Raw genomic sequence first — 18,073 nt, 5'->3', positions numbered from 1 at the left:
TCGGCATAAGTGAAGGATCACCAGACGAGCGCCGGCTTCAGTCGCTCGCACGATGCGAGACAATGTACGTTCGCCCATACAGCGCATATGAATGCCGGTCTTGCCAGGTAATCGAAGGCAATTGAGAATGCGTCCCGCGGGTCCGCAGGGGACCCGCAATCACGGGCGACTTTATCTGGCGCGATCGCCGCGACCCTTTCTGGCTGGCTGTGGAACGCCGACCGGACCGGTGATGACTGCGCGGGCTGTTTATCGCGGTGCCGTCGCCGAGGCCGCCGGTGTCCCGTGACTGGGGCTTGGGGTCGACCTGATACACCGGCGGAGAACCTTGTGAAGTCGCGCGGCGCATCGATCATAGCCGCGGCACGACCACCTTAGGATGCATCGCAGGCTGGCTAACGCGGTTCACCTGATCGCTGACTGCCGAGAGATCGACCATGCGCAAACCACGGCATCGAGATCAAGCTGCTGTCATGCGCGTTGTAGGAATTGCGACACCGTGTCGAGGCGGCGACTTGCGTTATCGAAAATAGCCCAGACAAATCAAGGTTAACTGTCTGGCACAAGACTTGAAAGCAAGAAACTGTCGCGCAACTTTTGCTCATGGAATCGCAGTGATGGCCTACAAGATAATCGCATCCCAGTGCACCGTCTGCGGTGCGTGTGAGTTCGAATGTCCCAATGCCGCGATCAGCCTGAAGAACGATATATATGTGATCAATCCGACCCAGTGTACGCAATGTGAGGGGCATTTTGACGCGCCGCAATGCGTGGTCGTTTGCCCGGTGCCCGATACCTGCGTGCCGGCATAGGTGGGGTAGCCGATGAGAGGAGCTCCGGCGCGAAGCATGATGAAGAGGCTATCGTCAGCCGCCGCCGTTTGGATCCGTGTCCTGTTTCTCTCACTCGCTGGCCCAGAGTTGGCGGCGACTTGCACGATCCGCTCAGAGAGATTGCGGCGCTATCCTCGCCGGCGGGAGTTGTCGCTGCGTGAGTGGAGCGGGCAATGGTAGCCGTACAAGAGACGGTCGAGCGCGTGAAGCGCATCGACGTCGACCAGTATCGTTATGGGTTTGAGACCCTGATCGACACCGAGAAGGCTCCCAAGGGGCTGTCGGAAGAGATCGTAAAATTCATCTCACAGAAAAAGAACGAATCCGCCTGGATGCTCCAGTGGCGGCTGGAGGCCTATCGGCGCTGGCTGACCATGCAGGAGCCGACCTGGGCCCGCGTCGACTATCCCAAGATCGACTTCCAGGATCTCTATTATTACGCGGCGCCGAAGCCGAAGAAGACGGTCTCGTCTTTGGACGAGATCGATCCGGAGATCCTGAAAACCTACGAGAAGCTCGGCATCCCCTTGCGGGAAGTCGCCATGCTCGAAGGCGTCGAGCCGAAGGTCGGCGAGGAAGATCCGGCCCGGCGCAAGATCGCGGTCGATGCGGTGTTCGATTCGGTCTCGGTTGCCACCACGTTCAAGGCGGAGCTGAAGAAGGCCGGCGTGATCTTCATGCCGATCTCGGAGGCGATCCGCGAGCACTCTGAATTGGTGCAGAAATATCTCGGCTCGGTGGTTCCGACCTCGGACAATTTCTATGCGACGCTGAACTCGGCGGTGTTCTCGGACGGCTCATTCGTCTATGTGCCGCCGGGCGTGCGCTGCCCGATGGAGCTGTCGACCTATTTCCGCATCAACGAGCGCAACACCGGCCAGTTCGAGCGCACGCTGATCATCGCCGACAAGGGCTCCTACGTCTCCTATCTCGAAGGCTGCACCGCGCCGCAGCGCGACGAGAACCAGCTGCATGCCGCCGTGGTCGAGCTCGTCGCGCTTGACGATGCCGAGATCAAATATTCGACGGTGCAGAACTGGTACCCCGGCAATTCGGAAGGCAAGGGCGGCATCTACAATTTCGTCACCAAGCGGGGCGACTGCCGCGGCAACCACTCCAAGATCTCCTGGACCCAGGTCGAGACCGGCTCCGCCATCACCTGGAAATATCCGAGCTGCATCCTGCGCGGCGACAATTCCCGCGGCGAGTTCTATTCGATCGCGATCTCGAACGGCTTCCAGCAGGTCGATTCGGGCACCAAGATGATCCATCTCGGCAAGAACACGTCGAGCCGGATCATCTCCAAGGGCATCGCCGCCGGCAAGTCGCAGAACACCTATCGCGGTCTCGTCACCGCGCATCGCAAGGCGACCGGGGCGCGCAACTTCACGGCCTGCGACTCGCTGCTGATCGGCGACAAATGCGGCGCGCACACCGTGCCGTACATCGAGGCCAAGAACTCCTCGGCAACCTTCGAGCACGAGGCAACGACCTCGAAGATCTCCGAGGACGTGCTGTTCTACTGCATCCAGCGCGGGCTCAGCCAGGAAGAAGCGGTGGGCCTCGTCGTCAACGGCTTCGTCAAGCAAGTTCTGCAAAGACTGCCCATGGAGTTCGCAGTGGAGGCGCAGAAGCTAATCTCGATCTCGCTCGACGGATCCGTTGGATAACGAAACCTCCCGCGAGCCCCTCGAATGCGGCTCGCCAGACGACGCATTTCAGGGGGCAGATCAGAATGGCGCTACTCGAAATCCGAGATTTGCATCTTGGTGTCGAAGACCGCGAAATCATTCGCGGGCTGCATCTTAGCGTCCATGCCGGTGAAGTGCACGCGATCATGGGGCCGAACGGCTCCGGCAAATCGACGCTCTCGCACGTCATCGCCGGCAAGCCGGGCTATGAGATCACCGGCGGACAAATCTTGTTCAGGGGCGAGAACCTCTTGCGGATGGAGCCAAATGAACGCGCCGCCAAGGGCGTGTTCCTAGCATTCCAGTATCCAGTCGAGATCCCCGGCGTGACCACCATGAACTTCCTGCGCGCGGCACTGAACGCCCAGCGCAAGGCGCGCGACCAACAGGAATTCTCCACCCCCGAATTTCTGAAAAGAGTCCGCGAGGTGGCCGGTTCGCTCAACATTCCCCGGGACATGATCAAGCGCGGCGTCAATGTCGGCTTCTCCGGCGGCGAGAAGAAGCGCAACGAAATTTTGCAGATGGCGTTGTTCGAGCCGAGCCTGTGCATCCTTGACGAGATCGATTCCGGCCTCGATATCGACGCGCTGCGTATCGTCGCCAGTGGCATCAACGCCTTACGTTCGCCGGAACGAGCGATGATCGTGATCACTCATTATCGGCGGCTTCTCGAGCATATCGTGCCGGACATTGTGCACGTGATGTCGAAAGGGCGGGTCATGAAGAGTGGCGGCAAGGAACTCGCGCTGGAGCTCGAGGCTTGTGGCTACGCCCAATTCGAAGACGCGGCCTGACGGCTCTAGGGACTTCCCGATGAAGCAGGTTTTGGTCAAAGCCGACGCCGAACGCGCAATGGGCAATGTTTTCGCTGCGGCGCGTGGACGGCTGCCTGGTGCAGGCCCTGTCCCCCAAATACGGGCGAGAGCATTCGAGGTCTACGAGCGTACCGGCCTCCCGCATCGGCGCATGGAGGATTGGAAATACACAGATCTGCGCGCCCTGATCAGCGAGGTGCTGCCACTCGCTCCGCGGCCGGATGCGGAGGCGCTGGTGCGCGCAAAGGTCTCGGTCAAGCAAGTGGCTGCCGATCAGGCGGTCAAACTGGTTTTGGTGGATGGCATATTCGCGCCGGAGCTATCCGATCTCGGCAGGCTGGAAAACGAAGTCGTTGTGCGGTCGCTGCGAGAGGTTCTGGAGAACTCGGCTACTGGGGGCATGGCCGGTCTGGTGCTGTCGACGACGAGCGACTCGGCGATCGCGCTCAACGCCGCAATGGCGACAGATGGCTTGGTGATTACGGTCGCCGACGGCAATGCGGTGGAGCGTCCAATTCAAATCGTTCACGTCGCAACCGGACTGTCGGTGTCCACCTTTACACGTTGCTATCTGCAACTCGGTAAAGGAGCGCATGCGGCCATCGTAGAAAGTTTCGTCCCGGCTGAACGCGCGAGTGGCTATCAAGCCAACGATGCGATAATCGCCCTGGTTGGTGACGAGGCGAGCCTTTCGTATATCCGCGTGGCAGCTGCTGCCTCTGACGCCGTGAACATCTCGTCGGCGATCATCGCAGTCGGCGCCAGGGCTAAGCTCGACCTCTTCAGCATGACCTGCAGCGGCTCCATCAGCCGCTATCAGGGATTCATCACGCTGGCCGGCGAGGGAACCAAGCTCTCGGCGAATGGGGTTAATCTCATCAGGGACAAGCTCCACGCGGACACAACGGTCGTGGTCGACCACGCCATGCCACATTGCACCAGTCGGGAGAAGTTCCGCGCGGTCGTAGACGATTGCGGTCGCTCGGTGTTTCAGGGCCGAATTATCGTTCGTCCCGCCGCCCGGAAAACGGACGCCACCCTGACGACGCGAGCGTTGCTCCTATCCGACCAGGCCGAGGTCGACAACAAGCCGGAACTCGAAATCTTGGCCGACGACGTGACCTGCGGCCACGGAGCGACATCGGGTGCGCTGGACGACACTCTCGTGTTCTATCTGCGCGCCCGGGGGCTATCAGAGAAGGATGCGCAGATGTTGCTGATTAAAGCGTTCGTTGGCGAGTCGATTGAGGAGATCACTTCCGAGAATCTGCGCGATTTTGTGACGGCGCAAGCTGAACACTGGCTAAAGGCGGGGCGATGAGCGCACATACCGCCGTGAGCAATGGCATTTACGAGGTCAACCGTCTGCGTACAGACTTTCCTGCGCTCGCCATGACGGTGTACGGCAAGCCGCTTGTTTACCTCGATAACGCTGCATCCGCGCAAAAGCCCAACGCGGTGCTTGACCGTATGACGCAGGTGTACTCCAGCGAATATGCCAACGTTCATCGCGGCTTGCACTACCTCGCTAACGCGGCGACGGAGGCGTATGAAGACGCCCGTGCCAAGGTGGCGCGGTTTGTGAACGCGCATTTAAACGAAGAGATCATCTTCACCCGGAGCGCCACGGAGGCAATCAATCTGGTGGCGCAGACGTTTGGCCGTGAACGCATTAGCGCGGGTGATGAGATCGTTCTCTCGATTATGGAACACCACTCCAACATTGTGCCATGGCACCTTCTCAGGGAACGACTCGGTGCAGTGATCAAATGGGCCCCAGTGGATGATGACGGAAACTTTTTGCTCGATGATTTTGAGCGACTGCTGACCCCGCGCACCAAGATGGTTGCAATCACACAAATGTCGAACGTGCTCGGCACGGTGTTGCCGGTGAAAGACGTGGTGAGGATCGGGCATGCTCGTGGTATCCCGGTGCTGGTCGACGGCTCGCAAGGATGCGTCCATCTGAGCGCCGACGTCTGCGACATTGATTGCGATTTCTACGTCATGACGGGCCACAAGCTCTATGGTCCGACGGGGATCGGTGTGCTTTACGGCAAGTCTGAGCATCTGGCATGGATGCCGCCCTTCAATGGCGGCGGGGAGATGATCCGCGACGTCTCGCGTTCCGGCGTCATTTATGGTGATCCGCCACATCGCTTCGAAGCGGGTACGCCGCCGATCGTCGAAGCCATCGGTTTAGGGGCGGCTATCGATTACATCAACTCAATAGGCAAGGTGCAAATCCGCAGGCACGAGCGCGCACTGCTCGCTTACGCGCAGGAGAGGCTGACGGACATCAACTTCGTGCGCATGATCGGGACCCCGGCCGAGAAGGGGCCGATCATTTCCTTTGATATGAAGGGTACGCATGCCCATGATATTGCTACCGTCGTCGACCGCGCTGGTGTAGCGATGCGGGCGGGGGCCCATTGTGCGATGCCGCTGCTCAAGCGCTTCGGCGTGCTGGCGACGTGCCGTGCGTCACTCGGACTTTACAATACACGTGAAGAGATTGATGTGCTCGTGCGTGCGCTTATCAAGGCGCGGCAGCTGTTATCGTGATCGGCGAGCCTACGACGCCGGGTGGCGAGGCAGCTCGCATTGAGATCTGGAGCATGAGGTCATGCACCTCATCGTCATCGTAGCACGTAAGCACCTGTAGATCTCAGCAGGCATAGATAGCATTGGCGAGCCTGTGTAGGCCACTCGGCCTTGCAGCCGGTCTTCCTGTTCGGCCGCTTTCGGCGAGCGCCGATTGCAGAGTATTGCGATCGCGGACACGCTCGAGTATTGGGCGGGCAATTTCACCCATAACCAGCCCTTGTTCCATTTCGAACAGGGCCAAGCCAAGAGTTCTCTGCCCAAAGCGTGATGTCGGGTTCGCAACAACACCCCCTATCACCGCACGAGGCGCGCTAAGCGATTTTGATTGCTCTGTTTTTTGTGCTCACGAGATGCTGGCATGCTGGTTGCAGAAGTCTTGGCAAGAAGCCGCCCTCGCAACAGCTAACCTTTGAAGGACATCAGATGAGTCTCGCCACGACCCAGAGCATCGCAGAAATCAGGGCTCGCAACAAAGAGCTGATCGAGGAGGTGCTGAAGGTCTATCCGGAGAAAACCGCGAAACGGCGTGCCAAGCACCTCAACGTTCACCAAGCCGGCAAATCAGACTGCGGGGTGAAGTCCAACATCAAATCCATACCCGGCGTGATGACGATCAGAGGCTGCGCCTATGCAGGGTCAAAGGGGGTGGTCTGGGGACCGATCAAGGATATGGTTCATATCAGCCATGGCCCGGTCGGCTGCGGTCAGTATTCGTGGGGCTCGCGACGCAACTATTACGTTGGCACGACGGGCATCGATAGCTTCGTGACCCTGCAGTTCACCTCCGACTTCCAGGAAAAGGATATCGTATTCGGTGGCGACAAAAAGCTGGTCAAAATTCTTGACGAAATCCAGGAGCTGTTTCCACTCAACAACGGCATCACGATCCAATCGGAATGCCCGATCGGATTGATCGGTGACGACATCGAGGCCGTGTCAAGAGCGAAATCCAAGGAATATGGCGGCAAGACCATCGTGCCGGTCCGTTGTGAGGGCTTTCGGGGTGTGTCGCAGTCACTAGGCCACCACATTGCCAACGACGCGGTGCGCGATTGGATTTTCGACCAGCTCGAGCCGGATGGCAAACCAAAGTTTGAGCCGACGCCGTACGATGTTGCGATCATCGGAGACTACAATATCGGCGGCGACGCCTGGTCATCACGAATTCTGCTGGAGGAGATGGGCCTGCGGGTGATCGCGCAGTGGTCCGGCGACGGTTCTCTGGCTGAGCTCGAGGCAACCCCGAAAGCAAAGCTCAACATTCTGCATTGCTACCGTTCCATGAACTACATCTCACGCCACATGGAAGAGAAGTTCGGTATCCCTTGGTGCGAGTATAACTTCTTCGGACCTTCAAAGATCGCAGAGTCTCTGCGCAAGATTGCGGGCTATTTCGACGACAAGATTAAGGAAGGCGCCGAGCGGGTGATTGAAAAGTACCAGCCGCTGGTGAACGCTGTGATCGCAAAATATCGCCCGCGCCTGGAGGGCAAGACGGTGATGCTGTACGTCGGCGGGCTCCGTCCGCGTCATGTGATTGGTGCATACGAGGACCTCGGGATGGAAGTCATTGGCACCGGATACGAGTTCGGTCACAACGACGACTATCAGCGCACAGCTCAGCATTACGTAAAGGACAGCACGCTCATCTACGATGACGTCAATGGCTATGAGTTCGAGCGCTTCGTCGAAAAGCTCCAGCCTGACCTCGTCGGCTCGGGTATCAAGGAAAAGTACATTTTCCAAAAGATGGGTGTGCCGTTCCGGCAGATGCACTCCTGGGACTATTCGGGCCCATATCACGGCTATGACGGCTTTGCGATCTTTGCGCGCGACATGGACATGGCGATCAACTCGCCGGTCTGGAAGAAAACGAAGGCCCCCTGGAATCAAGCTTCGAGGGCGAAGCTCCTGGCTGCTGAATAAATCAACTTATCTCGCTCTTTGGGAAAGCCGGGGCGACACCAACCTCGATAGTGAAGGATTTCAACAATGGCGCAGAGTGCCGAACACGTGCTCGATCATCTCGAGCTGTTCCGCGGTCCAGAATACCAGCAGATGCTGGCTAAGAAGAAGATATTCGAGAATCCTCGCGATCCCGCCGAGGTCGAGCGTATCAAGGAATGGACAAAAACGGCCGAATATCGCGAGAAGAACTTTGCGCGGGAGGCGCTAGCGGTAAATCCGGCCAAGGCATGCCAGCCGCTTGGCGCCGTATTCGCCTCTGTTGGCTTTGAGGGCACGCTGCCCTTCGTCCACGGCTCTCAAGGTTGCGTGGCTTACTACCGCAGCCATCTGTCGCGGCACTTCAAGGAGCCTAGCTCCTGCGTCTCTTCGTCGATGACGGAAGACGCTGCCGTATTTGGCGGCCTGAACAACATGATCGACGGGCTCGCGAACAGCTACAACATGTACAAGCCCAAGATGATTGCGGTCTCGACGACCTGCATGGCCGAGGTGATCGGCGATGACCTCAACGCCTTCATCAAGACGTCGAAAGAAAAAGGCTCGGTTCCGGCAGACTTCGACGTGCCATTCGCCCACACGCCAGCGTTCGTCGGCAGCCACGTTACCGGTTATGACAATGCGCTCAAGGGCATTCTGGAGCATTTTTGGGACGGTAAGGCCGGAACAGCGCCGAAGCTGGAGCGCAAGCAGAACGGGGCGATCAACATCATTGGTGGGTTCGATGGCTATACCGTCGGAAACCTTCGCGAGATCAAGCGCATCTTGGCGTTAATGGACATCCAGCACACGATTCTAGCGGACAATTCTGACGTTTTCGATACTCCGACAGACGGCGAGTTCCGGATGTATGACGGAGGCACGACCCTGAAAGATGCGGCCAACGCGGTTCACGCCAAGGCGACAATCTCCATGCAGCAGTGGTGCACCGAAAAAACGCTGCCATTCGTGGCTGAGCATGGACAGGACGTCGTATCCTTCAACTACCCCGTGGGCTTATCGGCAACGGATGACTTTATCCTGGCGCTGTCACGCATCAGCGGCAAGGAGATTCCCGAGCAACTCGCGCGAGAACGTGGCCGCCTGGTCGACGCGATCGCTGACTCCAGCGCGCATATCCATGGCAAGAAGTTCGCGATCTATGGCGATCCGGATCTTTGCTATGGGTTGGCTGGGTTTCTGCTCGAACTCGGCGCCGAACCGACCCATGTGCTGTCCACCAACGGCAACAAGGCGTGGCACGAAAAAATGCAGGTGCTGCTTGCAAGCTCGCCATTTGGGCAGGGCTGCCAAGCCTATCCGGGCCGAGATCTCTGGCACATGCGCTCACTCCTGTTCACCGAGCCAGTCGATTTTCTGATTGGCAACACCTATGGCAAGTATCTGGAGCGCGATACTGGAACGCCACTGATCCGCATCGGCTTTCCCGTTTTTGATCGGCATCATCATCACCGCTCCCCCCTGTGGGGCTATCAGGGCGGCTTGAATGTGCTGGTGAAGATCCTGGACAAGATCTTCGATGAGATGGACAAGAAGACAAACGTTCTTGGCAAAACTGACTACAGTTTCGATATCATTCGTTGATGAGCGACCGTGCGCGTGCCATCGCCAAAGCACTTGAAATGACACAAGCACACGAGGGTTGACCACGCAATTAGTTTGCGCTGAGAGGAAAAAGGATGAATTCACTAGCGGCCACGCTCCAGAATATTTTCGACGAGCCGGGCTGCGCCAAGAACGGCAGTAAGTCGGAGGCTGAACGCAAGAACGGCTGCACCAAACAGCTGCAGCCGGGTAGCGCTGCCGGCGGCTGCGCTTTCGATGGCGCCAAGATTGCGTTGCAGCCGTTCACCGACGTCGCTCACTTGGTGCATGGTCCGATCGCGTGCGAAGGAAATTCCTGGGACAATCGCGGCGCGGCGTCGTCCGGCGCGAATCTGTGGCGCACTGCATTCACAACCGATTTGAGCGAAACCGATATTGTATTCGGAGGCGAGAAGCGGCTCTGCAAAGCGATCAAGGAGATCATCGAGAAGTGCGACCCGCCCGCCATCTTCGTCTATCAAACCTGTATTCCGGCGATGATCGGCGACGACATCAACGCAGTCTGTAAGGCAGCATCTCAAAGGTTCGCAAAGCCGGTGATCCCGATCAATTCGCCGGGCTTCGTCGGCTCGAAGAACCTCGGTAACAAGCTCGCCGGCGAGGCCTTGCTCGAGTATGTGATCGGGACGCAAGAACCGGACTATACCACGCCGTATGACATCAACCTGATCGGGGAATACAACCTTTCGGGAGAGCTCTGGCAAGTGAAGCCATTGCTAGACGAGCTTGGAGTACGGATTCTCTCCTGCATCTCCGGGGATGGCAAATATCGCGAAGTCGCGTCATCTCATCGCGCGCGGGCGGCGATGTTGGTGTGCTCAAAGTCCATGATCAACGTCGCACGCAAGATGGAGCAACGCTACGGGATCCCGTTCTTCGAGGGGTCGTTCTACGGTATTCAAGATTCGAGCGAATCGCTGCGTCAGCTTGCCCGCTTATTGGTTGAACGCGGCGCGCCGACAGATCTGCTCGGGCGCACCGAAGCAGTGATCGCGCGCGAGGAAGCGTGGGCGTGGGCTGCGATAGAGCCGTACAAGCCGCGATTCGAAGGTAAGAAGGCCTTGTTGATTACCGGCGGCGTCAAGTCGTGGTCGGTCGTTGCGGCACTCCAGGAAGCAGGGCTTGAATTAGTCGGAACCAGCGTCAAGAAATCAACCAGGAAGGACAAGGAGCGCATCAAGGAGCTCATGGGGCAGGATGCCCACATGATCGAGGACATGACGCCGCGCGAAATGTATAAGATGTTGAAGGACGCAAAAGCGGACATCATGCTATCGGGCGGCAAGTCGCAGTTCGTCGCGCTGAAAGCGGCGATGCCCTGGCTCGATATCAACCAGGAGCGTTGCCACGCCTATATGGGCTATGTCGGAATGGTCAAGCTGGTGGAGGAGATCGATAATTCGCTCTCCAGTCCGATGTGGGAGCAGCTACGTCGACCGGCACCATGGGAAGCATTGGCCAAGGCGATGGTGCAGATACAATCGCCGATGGCCGCGATCGCCCGCGATCCGGCGCTCGCCGAAACCGCGCGCCGCGCGAGGAAGATCTGCGTGTGTAACAGAGTCGATTTGGGCACGATTGAGGATGCAATCTATGCGCACGGCCTGAAGAGCGTCGCAGCGGTCAGAGAGCATACCAATGCGGTCGGTGGCTGCTGCCAAAGACGCATCGAAGATATCTTGGTGTCCGAACCATCTGCCATGCGACAGGCCGCAGAATAGCGAGGCGTCATGGCAATCGTCACGGCGCCGACAAAAGCGTGCGCTGTCAACCCGCTGAAGATGAGTCAGCCGATCGGCGGCGCATTCGCGTTCATGGGGCTGCGCGGGGCGATGCCGCTTCTGCACGGCTCCCAGGGGTGCACATCCTTCGGTCTCACGCTCTTTGTCCGGCATTTCAAAGAGGCAGTACCGCTGCAGACCACCGCGATGAGCGAGGTCGCGACCGTACTCGGCGGCTATGAGAATCTCGAGCACGCTATACTGAACATCTATAACCGAACCAAGCCAAAGATCATCGGAATCTGCTCGACCGGTATCACCGAGACCAACGGCGACGATGTGGATGCCTACCTCAAGCTAATCCGGAGCAATCATCCGCAACTCGCAAAGTTGCCACTGGTGTATGTCTCGACGCCGGATTTCAAGGGCGCGTTCCAGGACGGCTGGGAAAAGGCTGTGGCGCGCATTGTGGAGGTGCTGGTGGAAGGGCCCAACGCCAGCGGCCTGCGGGATCCATCGAAGGTGAATGTTCTGCCGGGATGTCACCTCACGCCCGGCGACCTTGATGAACTCCGTGTCATACTGGAGGATTTCGGGTTGATCCCGTCCTTCCTCCCTGATCTGGCGGGATCGCTCGATGGGCATATCCCCGATGAGTTTACGCCAACGACCATCGGCGGCATCAGCGTCGACGAAATTGCGAGCATGGGCCGCGCCGGGTGGACAATTGCGATCGGCGCGCAGATGCAGCGGGCGGCAGAGGTCATGCAGGGCAAGACCGGCGTGCCTTTTCGTGTCTTCGAGCGGTTGTGTGGCCTGTGTCCGAATGACGAATTCATGACGTTCTTGAGCGAGATCAGCGGTCGCCCCATACCGTTGAAGTATCGGCGCCAGCGCGGTCAGCTCGCCGATGCAATGCTGGACGCGCACTTCCATATTGGCGGTCGCAAAGTTGCGATCGGCGCTGAGCCAGACCTCCTGTTCGATCTATCCGGCATGCTCCACGATATGGGCGCGCAGGTGACGGCGGCCGTGACGACCACTCAGTCGGGGGTGATCGAGCGGATTAAGACCAAGGAGGTACTCATTGGCGATCTCGAGGATCTGGAAGGGCTTGCCAAAACAAAGCATTGCGACCTGCTGATCACGCACTCGCATGGCAGGCAAGCGGCTGCTCGGCTGAAAGTCCCGTTCTATCGTACGGGTTTTCCGATGTTCGACCGACTTGGTGCGGGACACCAACTATCCGTGGGCTATCGTGGTACCCGCAATCTGGTCTTCGATATCGCCAATCTCGTGATCGCGCATCGTGAGGAGAACGATCGGCCTACGCCCGACAAATGGCGAACTGCGGCCGGATCGCCGCGATGCTCGGGATATCGCAGTTCCACCGGCGCAGCTGAGAGGTCGAGTGCATGAAGGTCGCGTTTGCCACTCAGGACCTGAAACGCGTCGATGCCCATTTTGGTTGGGCAAAGAATATCGCGATCTACGATGTCACGCCTAGCGGGCACGTGTTTCTCAAAGCGGTTGAGTTTGAGGGCGATCTAAAGGAAGACGGCAACGACGACAAGTTGGCGCCCAAGATCGACGCAATCAAGGATTGCGCAATCCTTTACGTCGGCGCCATTGGCGGTGCTGGGGCTGCGCGAGTGGTCGCCAACAAGATCCATCCTATCAAGGTGAACAAGCCAGAAAGCATTCTGGTGTTGCTCGAGAAACTCGAGCGCGTACTGAAGGGCACGCCACCTCCCTGGCTACGCAAGGCTATGGCAAAAGACCGACGGCGAACCTTCGAGTTCGACGAATGAGGTGATATGACCGCTAAAATAGAGCAGCAGGGAAACGCCGCCGACGCGCCGTTCCTCGTGGAGTTGATCAAGGTTTGGCGTGCTCAGGACACCAACGGAGCCTTGGAGGCGAGGAGCGATCTCGATCTGCTCGAACTCTATATTCTGGACAAGGAGAAACGGCGCGCATTGCCGATTATCGGTGATCCTGATCCCGATCCACTGTGGCGGCTTAAGCTTTTCTTCGATGCGGTCGCGCTCTCGATCGAGAGGGAGACCGGCGCGATGACCCAGCCGATTCTGGATCTGCATCATGAAGGATTCGCCCGCATGGTGCTCATCTCAGGCCGTCTGATCGCCGTGAACAAGCAGCTGCGCGATGTGTATCGCTTCGGATTTGATAGTTTGGTGAAGCTCGCGCAGCAGGGCGACAAATGTGTCAGCGACGGAATCGGCCTGATTCGGAAATTTCCGGACGTGGCGAACTATTGGGGATATTCATGAGCGATCGTGAAACACTGAAGGCCGAACTAAGGAAAGTGTCCGCCAAGGCGATACAGGCCAAGCTGGATCTGCACGACCTTTCGGAAGAATTGCCCATCAACTGGACCTCGATCATGGTGGTCGCGCAGAAGGCGTACGATGCTTATGCCGAACTTGAGCGCGAGAGTCTCGCCTTGAAGGCGCTAGAGAATACTTAAAAGGGGCAATGCATGTCGTTCCAAACACGAGACGGACGCGACTGGACGCCACAATACTTGATCACGATCGATGCAAAGAAATGCATCGGCTGTGGCCGCTGTTTCAAGGTGTGCGGTCGAGATGTCATGACTTTGAAAGGAATCGGTGAGGGAGGCGAACTTGTCGACCTCGACGACGAGGACGATGAGATCGAAAAGAAAATTATGGTTCTGAATGATCAAGGCGCCTGCATCGGCTGCGGTGCATGCGCCAGGGTTTGCCCGGCCAACTGCCAGACGCACACTTTGGCGGTACCTGAAGCAGCGTGAGCGAACACACTCGTCCTGTTGTGGCAGGCGAGATATACGTGAGGCAAGGCGCAATTGTGATCAGGTGAACTCAGGTGAGGACGGCATGCCAGAAGGATGTCGACCAAGCATCGAATAGCAAGATCGAGCGGCGAAAGCGTAAGCATTACCGAGGCGATGGTTGGCGCCTCGGGCTATGTCATGCCGGCATAATATCCGTTGCTCACGAACCACTCGTCCCCAAGGTTCGCGTATTCGTAGGAGGCGAGCTGCGCCTCGCGCCGCACTAGGTGGATTGAAGCCTGTCATGATTGAGGCCGAGGAGTCTACTTTGAAAGGCAGTTAGCCACTACATCTGGCGATTTGATCCGAGCGGATCCTGTGCATGTCTGCTTGCGGATCAGGAGAAGCTTATGTTCCCGCCGCGCCGCCGATCGTGGACAATGGTGTCTGCCTAGATGGTCGATTCTACAGGGACGGGATGCGCCGGGAACACCTTAGTTGGTCTTTTGCACACGCCCAGCGGGGACGACATTTCGCTGCCCCACATGGGCATCGAGCGCACATCGCAAAATCAGGACGCGGAACAATTGGCACGCAGGTCTCTAATTCTCGTTGCGGGTTCATGGGTCGATGTACGTGGTCGGGCGGGGTAACCCATCTGCTAATAGGAACGTGCAAGTCATTATCATAAGCATCGGTTTCTTCGACGGATCGTAGCCGCCGATATTACGTGCGATTCCACCCACAGATCGCGGCTAGTCGCAGCTACGCGCAGACTGCGCGGGGTAGCCACGTGTAAACGCTGAGTGCTTTGGTCAGGTTGTGGTCAGCTAGGAATTCTATCCTCGCAGGCAGAGCCGCGCGTGGGCGAGCTCGATTGCGTGCAACTTTTCTCATAGGAGAGCGGTCTGATGTATGGCAGAATCGTTGGCTCATCCAGCCAGTTCACAACCGGTAATGACGATTCGTCAGAAGCGGGAGATAGTCCCCGATTTGCGGAAACAGTTGCAGGGATGGAGCCAAGTGGGTCGTCATCCGAACCAGCGGCGTCATACTCTCTCGTTTCCGAACCGCCCATTAGAGAGATCCCCGACCGCGAAACCTTCAGGAGAGGAGTCGAGAGGTTCTTGCGCAGCGATATCATGCAGATCGCCGAGAACCCACAGGAATACTCAGATTTCGTCTCCCAGAAGGCTGAGCGCGCAGCAACCGTTGCTGGAAGTTACGCCTACACCTACGACGATCCAAATAAGCCAGCACGATTTTACAGCTACCGGTTGGGCGACGAAATTGTCGGGCTATTAAGAGCAGGAGGCCCGGTTCGGATCAAAGGAGACCAATTTCAACAACAGTTTGGGCGGAACGATATCACGTCCGTGGTAGATCTTAGGGTAACTCATCCGCTTGTCGAGAACGCTGGCGACATCTTGCTACAACATCTACTGCGAGAGGACGGCGACCATCCGCTGATCATGTCGAGGCCGGCCTTACCAGGCATGGAACCCCGCCTTGCGGACATGGGTTTTGTTCACGTGGGCCGTAACCACTGGGTGCTTGATCCTCACCAAAATCCCGAAGTGTGGACGAAGAACGAGAATGACAAGTGGCAGCGTGTAGACAAGCCTACGAAGTATCTTTCCAAAGCTGGGGGCAGTGATGTCGGTCCTCAGAGAAGCTACGACTCGGATTCCTCGGACGACGGCGCTTCAATTTACCTGGAGCGCGCTCTTAGGCGAATGCCCCTCGAGTAAATTGGCTGCATAGCAGCACCGGGCCTGAAATGATGGGCTTTCGACCGTTCTATAGCGGACGCAATGGTCTTACTTCAAGGGGCGACGCTCGCAGCGTCGCCCCGGCGGCCGAAACGACCGTCTAGCCCCTCTCCGAGGCTCTTACGATGCTCGCGGGGGATAGGCGATCCGAGGGGCCCTAACGGGGTTGCCACGGCCGTGGCCATCAACGAGCAGCAACGACCAGCCACCGCATGTAGCTATCCGGCAAATCGTGCAGAATGCTTGAAGCCGAAAGCTGTAGCTGGGCGGGCTTCATGGAAGGGCAGCACGGCCCAATCGTCGAACGAACTGGCCTAATTGTGCGTTGGTAATGGGGTGAGCTGCAATAAGCTTGCGCATTGGATTACCACAGACACGATCCGCTCAGGCACTTGCACACTTCTTGCACGTTGATTGCACAACGCAATGAAAAGCGCCTTGCAATAAGCGAGTATGAATGCAGCCAAATCCCATCTATGCAATTTGCGGCTTTAACGACATTCCGAGCCGCCAAGCCATGGGATTCCATCTTATGGTCGTTGAAGATGACGGCAATCACCGGCCGTGGTCCATCATTGTGGTGCGCTGGGGCAAAAAAGTGCTTGGCTATGTCAATAAATGCCCGCACAACAGCGTCAAATTGGATTGGGAGCAGAACCAATTCCTGGATCCTTGCGGCATCCGGCTGATGTGCGGCAAGCACGGTTCGACCTTCGAACTCGGCACCGGGCGGTGCGTCGAAGGTCCATGTCAGGGTAGAGCGCTCACGCCGATCGCGTTGGCAGTTCTGGATGGTGATATCTGTGTCCTCGGCGTGCGTCTTGTCGAAGACGATGCATCGCCAAACAACTGAAGACCGCCTCAGACCGGGCGGTTCTCGTTGCGGTTTTTCACCGGCTCCATCCTCTTTAGCCCGCCGTCGTAAGAGATCTCCTCATAGGACAGATCGAGATCCTTTGCGGCATCGAGGAGGTAATCAAGCTTGCCGCCCGGATCGAGCTTCTTGATGTCGTCCTTGTTGAGCCCGACCAGCTCCATCATCTCCTTCCAAACGGTCGATTCATCGCAGGGCAAGACGTGAAAGTTGATATCACCGAACTTGATTCGATATTTCGCCAGCAAATCGATGTTGTTGCAAAACATGAAGTAGCTGCCGGTTGGGCTTAAGGCGCCGTCAAGGACGGTCGCGACGTCAGCAAGATACGCGAAGGAGTGTAGGTAGCCGGCCAGCACCGGAATAGTGCGTTCTCCGTCCTGCGCGATCGTCAGAACCTGCTCGATCGAATAGTCCGGCGGTCGCTTCTCGTCGGCGACCTGAGTCTGGAACTTCAGTGCGACGTCGCCACGAAAGCCGAACCGGCCCGGCTTGGTAGTCGCGCCTTTGAGTACGGCGTTGAGCAGGCGGCCCTCCTTCTCAAATCTGCCGAGTGCGGTGTTCTCGATTGCAGTCATTAAATTCGTCCTCGATCTAAGCTCTTCACCGACGCCTTGGCCGGTGCCAGATGCGATGCAAATTGCTTGCCGTTGCATGCGTAGCTGCCCGCGCGTAGCTTAGAAAGAAAACGCGTCAGGGGGCCGCGCCTAGTCGTGTCAGGAACCCAACACCGGTTCCAAAGTCAACAGGCGCGGTCCGAAAAAGTGCGCATCATCAAGCGCCTGCGCGCTGGCACGTGACTTGCCCTTAACAGCTAGATCCAAGCTGATGAGGGAAAGCCGTGATCAACCTGACGGACAGCGCAGTGAATGCAATCAAGAGCGCGATTTCATCGTCGGCGCACCCGACCGGCGGTCTGCGCGTCATGATCGAAGCAGGCGGCTGCAATGGATTTAAATACAAGATGGGCCTGGCCGAGGAACCGAAGCCTGACGACACCGTGATCGAATGCGACGGGTTGAAGGTGTTCGTCGATAACAAGAGCCGTGAGCATCTGGTCGGCACGACCATCGATTTCGTGATGGCACTGGAGAGTTCTGGCTTTACCTTTCACAACCCGAACGCCACCGCGAACTGCTCCTGCGGAAAATCGTTCAGCTGATGAAAAAAATCGTTCAGCTGATGAAGAGGACATATCGAAGCATGCCGGCCGAACAACTGAGGCAATCGTCGTCCACTGCGACAGACCTAAAGCGTCGCATTCGCGGGGCTCTCGAAGAGATACGCCCCAATCTGCCACGCGATGATGGCGACTGTCAGCTGATAGGCATCGATGGCAGCAGCAGGATCATGGTCACGCTGACCGGTGCCTGCACGGTTTGTAGACTTCGCGGGTGACGCTGGA

At 57.8% G+C, this 18,073-nt stretch carries 18 protein-coding genes; 17 read left to right on the top strand and 1 reads right to left on the bottom strand.

The genetic code is table 11. The annotated features are described in order from the left end of the window. Positions 1–617: 617 nt before the first annotated feature. The 15 genes from I6F20_RS31955 (at position 618) to I6F20_RS31885 (ending at position 16,647) form a co-directional block, all read left to right on the top strand. The gene (locus I6F20_RS31955; RefSeq protein WP_225129601.1) at positions 618–812 is read left to right on the top strand and encodes a 4Fe-4S dicluster domain-containing protein; all 195 of its coding nucleotides are present in this window, start codon (positions 618–620) and stop codon (positions 810–812) included. 194 nt (positions 813–1,006) lie between these two features. Then, positions 1,007–2,503 carry a Fe-S cluster assembly protein SufB gene (gene sufB / locus I6F20_RS31950; protein WP_225129599.1) on the top strand — a complete coding sequence of 499 codons (1,497 nt, stop codon included), beginning with the start codon at positions 1,007–1,009 and terminating at the stop codon, positions 2,501–2,503. A gap of 65 nt (positions 2,504–2,568) precedes the next feature. Beyond that, positions 2,569–3,321 carry a Fe-S cluster assembly ATPase SufC gene (gene sufC, locus I6F20_RS31945; RefSeq protein ID WP_225129597.1) on the top strand — a complete coding sequence of 251 codons (753 nt, stop codon included), beginning with the start codon at positions 2,569–2,571 and terminating at the stop codon, positions 3,319–3,321. A 19-nt stretch (positions 3,322–3,340) separates the two neighbouring features. Further along, positions 3,341–4,663 (top strand): Fe-S cluster assembly protein SufD, encoded by a 1,323-nt coding sequence (gene sufD / locus I6F20_RS31940; protein WP_225129595.1) that lies wholly within the window; start codon positions 3,341–3,343, stop codon positions 4,661–4,663. After that, the gene (locus I6F20_RS31935) at positions 4,660–5,907 is read left to right on the top strand and encodes a cysteine desulfurase (protein WP_225129593.1); all 1,248 of its coding nucleotides are present in this window, start codon (positions 4,660–4,662) and stop codon (positions 5,905–5,907) included. The genes sufD and I6F20_RS31935 overlap by 4 nt, the downstream gene beginning before the upstream one ends. A 465-nt stretch (positions 5,908–6,372) precedes the next feature. Further along, positions 6,373–7,875 (top strand): nitrogenase molybdenum-iron protein alpha chain, encoded by a 1,503-nt coding sequence (gene nifD / locus I6F20_RS31930; RefSeq protein ID WP_225129591.1) that lies wholly within the window; start codon positions 6,373–6,375, stop codon positions 7,873–7,875. A 66-nt stretch (positions 7,876–7,941) separates the two neighbouring features. Next, the gene (nifK, locus tag I6F20_RS31925; RefSeq protein WP_225129590.1) at positions 7,942–9,498 is read left to right on the top strand and encodes a nitrogenase molybdenum-iron protein subunit beta; all 1,557 of its coding nucleotides are present in this window, start codon (positions 7,942–7,944) and stop codon (positions 9,496–9,498) included. 95 nt (positions 9,499–9,593) lie between these two features. Then, positions 9,594–11,240, top strand: a complete 1,647-nt coding sequence (gene nifE, locus I6F20_RS31920) for a nitrogenase iron-molybdenum cofactor biosynthesis protein NifE (protein WP_225129588.1) — start codon at positions 9,594–9,596, stop codon at positions 11,238–11,240. Between the two features lie 9 nt (positions 11,241–11,249). Then, positions 11,250–12,659 carry a nitrogenase iron-molybdenum cofactor biosynthesis protein NifN gene (nifN, locus tag I6F20_RS31915; RefSeq protein ID WP_225129586.1) on the top strand — a complete coding sequence of 470 codons (1,410 nt, stop codon included), beginning with the start codon at positions 11,250–11,252 and terminating at the stop codon, positions 12,657–12,659. After that, the gene (gene nifX / locus I6F20_RS31910; RefSeq protein WP_225129584.1) at positions 12,656–13,051 is read left to right on the top strand and encodes a nitrogen fixation protein NifX; all 396 of its coding nucleotides are present in this window, start codon (positions 12,656–12,658) and stop codon (positions 13,049–13,051) included. Before nifN ends, nifX begins: the two co-directional genes overlap by 4 nt. Positions 13,052–13,057: 6 nt before the next feature. Next, positions 13,058–13,534: a NifX-associated nitrogen fixation protein gene (locus I6F20_RS31905; protein ID WP_225129582.1), complete on the top strand. Its 477-nt coding sequence runs from the start codon at positions 13,058–13,060 to the stop codon at positions 13,532–13,534. Beyond that, a complete protein-coding gene (locus I6F20_RS31900; RefSeq protein ID WP_225129580.1) occupies positions 13,531–13,731 on the top strand; it encodes a CCE_0567 family metalloprotein in 201 nt (66 codons plus the stop codon). The genes I6F20_RS31905 and I6F20_RS31900 overlap by 4 nt, the downstream gene beginning before the upstream one ends. A 12-nt stretch (positions 13,732–13,743) precedes the next feature. Then, complete coding sequence (fdxB, locus tag I6F20_RS31895) at positions 13,744–14,040, top strand: ferredoxin III, nif-specific (RefSeq protein WP_225129578.1); 297 nt, start codon at positions 13,744–13,746, stop codon at positions 14,038–14,040. Positions 14,041–14,933: 893 nt separating this feature from the next. After that, a complete protein-coding gene (locus I6F20_RS31890) occupies positions 14,934–15,773 on the top strand; it encodes a host specificity protein (RefSeq protein ID WP_225129576.1) in 840 nt (279 codons plus the stop codon). 478 nt (positions 15,774–16,251) lie between these two features. Then, positions 16,252–16,647 carry a Rieske (2Fe-2S) protein gene (locus I6F20_RS31885; RefSeq protein ID WP_225129574.1) on the top strand — a complete coding sequence of 132 codons (396 nt, stop codon included), beginning with the start codon at positions 16,252–16,254 and terminating at the stop codon, positions 16,645–16,647. Between the two features lie 8 nt (positions 16,648–16,655). Here I6F20_RS31885 and I6F20_RS31880 read toward each other — a convergent pair whose 3' ends face one another. Then, positions 16,656–17,246 (bottom strand): hypothetical protein, encoded by a 591-nt coding sequence (locus tag I6F20_RS31880; RefSeq protein WP_225129648.1) that lies wholly within the window; start codon positions 17,244–17,246, stop codon positions 16,656–16,658. Between the two features lie 263 nt (positions 17,247–17,509). Between I6F20_RS31880 and I6F20_RS31875 the strand changes: the two genes are divergently transcribed. Together I6F20_RS31875 and I6F20_RS31870 are read left to right on the top strand one after the other, a co-directional pair. After that, positions 17,510–17,830 carry a HesB/IscA family protein gene (locus I6F20_RS31875; protein ID WP_225129572.1) on the top strand — a complete coding sequence of 107 codons (321 nt, stop codon included), beginning with the start codon at positions 17,510–17,512 and terminating at the stop codon, positions 17,828–17,830. Next, complete coding sequence (locus I6F20_RS31870; protein ID WP_306469170.1) at positions 17,830–18,066, top strand: NifU family protein; 237 nt, start codon at positions 17,830–17,832, stop codon at positions 18,064–18,066. Before I6F20_RS31875 ends, I6F20_RS31870 begins: the two co-directional genes overlap by 1 nt. The last annotated feature ends 7 nt before the right edge of the window (positions 18,067–18,073 follow it).

Origin of the sequence: Bradyrhizobium sp. IC3123 (assembly GCF_020193625.1) — a bacterium.
In the GTDB taxonomy this organism is placed as follows: domain Bacteria; phylum Pseudomonadota; class Alphaproteobacteria; order Rhizobiales; family Xanthobacteraceae; genus Bradyrhizobium; species Bradyrhizobium yuanmingense.
The sequence above is the reverse complement of the archived record's forward strand: the minus strand, read 5'-3'. Positions and strand labels throughout refer to the sequence as shown.